This window comes from Kordiimonas marina (assembly GCF_023006325.1).
Taxonomy (GTDB): domain Bacteria; phylum Pseudomonadota; class Alphaproteobacteria; order Sphingomonadales; family Kordiimonadaceae; genus Kordiimonas; species Kordiimonas marina.
On sequence record NZ_JAINDF010000014.1, the window covers coordinates 1 to 3,001 of the forward strand.

2 protein-coding genes and 1 pseudogene are annotated in these 3,001 nt (G+C 56.7%); all 3 read left to right on the forward strand.

Translation table 11 applies throughout. From position 1 onward, the window contains the following. Positions 1-360 (forward strand): sensor histidine kinase (locus K6118_RS17145; protein WP_247121723.1); only part of this gene is annotated, 360 nt, incomplete at its 5' end. Positions 361-510: 150 nt separating this feature from the next. Next, positions 511-1,101, forward strand: a complete 591-nt coding sequence (locus tag K6118_RS17150; protein WP_247121724.1) for an N-acyl amino acid synthase FeeM domain-containing protein — start codon at positions 511-513, stop codon at positions 1,099-1,101. 142 nt (positions 1,102-1,243) lie between these two features. Next, a pseudogene (locus tag K6118_RS17155) lies at positions 1,244-3,001 on the forward strand (hypothetical protein); the annotation flags it as partial.

The following is a 3,001-nucleotide window of genomic DNA, read 5'->3' on the forward strand; positions in this document are numbered from 1 at the left end:
GAGCTTCTGTTCTCGAACCTCCTGTCGAACGCCTTTGCGGCCCAGGACAAGCCCGAGCATCAGGTCCGTGTCTGGACCTGGGCGGATGAGGGCCGGGTTGGCTGCTGTGTGCAGGACAATGGCCGCGGTATTCCCGCCGCACGGCTGGACCATTTCTGGCAGGGCCTCGAAAGCGCGCGGCGGTCTGAAGGCGGCAATGGTGTCGGGCTGGGTGTCGTCCGCCGCATCGTGGATGCCCATGGCGGCACCATCGTCGTCACAAGCGAGGAAGGCATCGGCACCGAATTTACCTTCTCCCTTCCCGTGCCGCGGGAAGCCATTAGTCGGCACGCCAAGACCAAAATGCCTGCGGCAATTTAAGGCGCGCCCGGGCTCTCTCCACGGCCTTCTTATCGCTTATCGGTTATAGTACACGCATTAAGCGTAACAGCTTGTCCCCCATCAGTTTACACTGTGGGCGGGCCGAAAGGCTCGTTTTCACTCTGTTTAACCGAAAGACGGGAGATTGTGATGTTAACCCCTCAACACCAGCAGACTACCAACCAGCAGGTTTATTCGCTCCGCTACACGGCTTATCTGGACAAGGCGTCGATCCGGGAGAATGAAGACCATATGTTCATGGACCCGTATGATGCCGCACCCAACTGCCATTCCCATATTGAGTATATTGATGGCAAGCCGGCGGGTGCGATCAGGGCCTGCATCTACCGGCCGGAAAAGCCGCACCTGATGATCCCGGCGCAGGAGCTGTTCCCGGACGAAGTGGAAGAGCACATCGGCGCGGATACCTGTATGGTCGAATCCAACAAATTCGTCGTCCATCCGAATTTCCAGCACAAGGCGCTGCGCTTGAAGTTCAAGCTGTTCAAGTTTGTCTTTGACCGCGCTCTTGAAAATGGGGCGGATTTCATTCTGACATCGCCGCGCGCAACGCAGACGGATTTCTATAAGACCATGCAGTTCGAGGAGATTTCCGGGGTCAAAAAGTCATTGGCACTGGATTTCGATGTGGTCCTGATGGCGTGTGACCTGCGCATAGCGCGTCGGAAGGTTCAGACTGATCCCAAATACAGGACGTTGCAGCGCTTCGGGCTGTGCTGATCGGTTTGTGTCGATCCATAAAGACCTGCGAGGCTGTGATTGCAGCCTCGCCATTGCTAAAAAATGCGCGAGCTGATATACCCTATAGATTGTATATTGTGGGCTGTGAAGTGCCCCTGCTCCGAACTGAAGGAACTTTCGATTGACAGGATATCTGGTCGTCGCGCTTGTTGATTTGGCCGTTGCCCTTGGTGTGCTCCGCGTATCAAGGAGGCGTACGAGTCAGGCTTTCGCGCTTCTATGGTTCTGTTTCGCTGTCTGGACCTATACCCTTTATCTTGAGACCTCGACCCAGGATGTCGTCGACCTTGCGGCCTGGCTCCATCCCTTGCGTTTTGGGATGTTCTTCATTGCCCCTGCGATGATGCTGTTTACCTGCTTGGTGACCCGCACGGAATTAACCCGACAGCTCAAGCTGACCATTGTCGCCTCGGCGCTTTTCAGCACTGGCCTGTATATCTGGAACCTTATGGTCCAGCCGAGTGTGCTGGTGATGAGCGGAGCGGGCTATACCACAGCGCCGGACCTGGTATCTCATCTTCATGAGGTCAACTTCGTCAGCGCTTGCCTGATCAGTGTCGCCGTCGCCGTCACGGCCTACAGGCACGCTTTGTTCCGCGAACGCCAGCGCATCTGGTGGCTGGCGGTCTCTATTGGCATGGGCGCGATGCTGGGTATTCTCAGCTTCAACCATTCCAAGTTATTTGGCATGGCCGGTAATCTGGTCGGGCTTGCAGGTCTGAGCTATGCGCTGCTCCGGTATCATGTCGTTCATGTCAGTCAGGCGTTCCGCGCTGTCTTGGTACGGGCGGTGTCATTTGTTTGTCTGATGTTGGCTTTCCTCGGGCTTACGGTAACCCTCGGCCATTTCTCGGTTTCATCATCTGAAACACTGGCGATAGAAATCGCTGCCCTGTTTGCCCTGTTTGAAATCTATCCGCCGCTAACCCGTAAGCTTGGCGCGCTGGCTGATGCCTATCTGTTCCCGGAAGAATACCATTATGATTTCACGCGCGAATGGCTGCTGAAGGCGCTGAAAAATTGCGCGACTCCAGACGGTTTTCGCCAAGTCACCGACGAGCTCTGCCTGAAACTCGTGCGTGTCGACAGTTACAGCATCCACCTTGTGCCGCGCCTTTTCGGTGAGGCGGGGGATGGCCTGCGTCTGTTCGACCCCAGGGAGAAGCAAACCTCGGCGCCTGTGTCTCCAATTGGAGAGGGGGCTTTCTTCCAGATGCTTCTGGCACAAGAAGAAACGCTCTTCTATGACGAAGCGGCGCCGGCCTTTAAAGGGGACTTTGCGCGGCTTGGTGCCAGCGCCTTGGTGCCGGTGCGGATCGCCGATGAGACCGTGGGCTTTATTCTTCTGGGGGCGCCGAAGAAGACAGAGCAATTCTCCTACGACGATATCCGTCTCCTCAATTGGTTCGGTGGTGAGGTCGGCCCTGTGCTTGAGAACTTGCTCGCCATGATGCGGCTGGAATCGAGCCTGGATGAAGCTGAGAAAACCTTGTCGGTTGTCTCCCGCCTCAATGAATATAACCACGATATCAAGACGCCGTTCTCGAACATCGAAGCGCTTCTGCTGGCGGGGGATGCTTTCTCGGCCGAGGAACGTCAGGCCAAGATTCTCGATCAGGTCCGCAAGGGCCATGCACTTGTCTCGACCATGACCGGGCTTCTCAAGGGTCGGCACACGCACCGGGCAGGGGCGTATGACCTCAATGCCATTATCCGGCGTGTGGTCGCGAGCTTCCCGACCAAGGCGAAGCTTGTGGATCTGTCGCTGTGCCCCCTGCCGATGCTGGAGGGCTATGAGGACGAGATGGAGCTTCTGTTCTCGAACCTCCTGTCGAACGCCTTTGCGGCCCAGGACAAGCCCGAGCATCAGGTCCGTGTC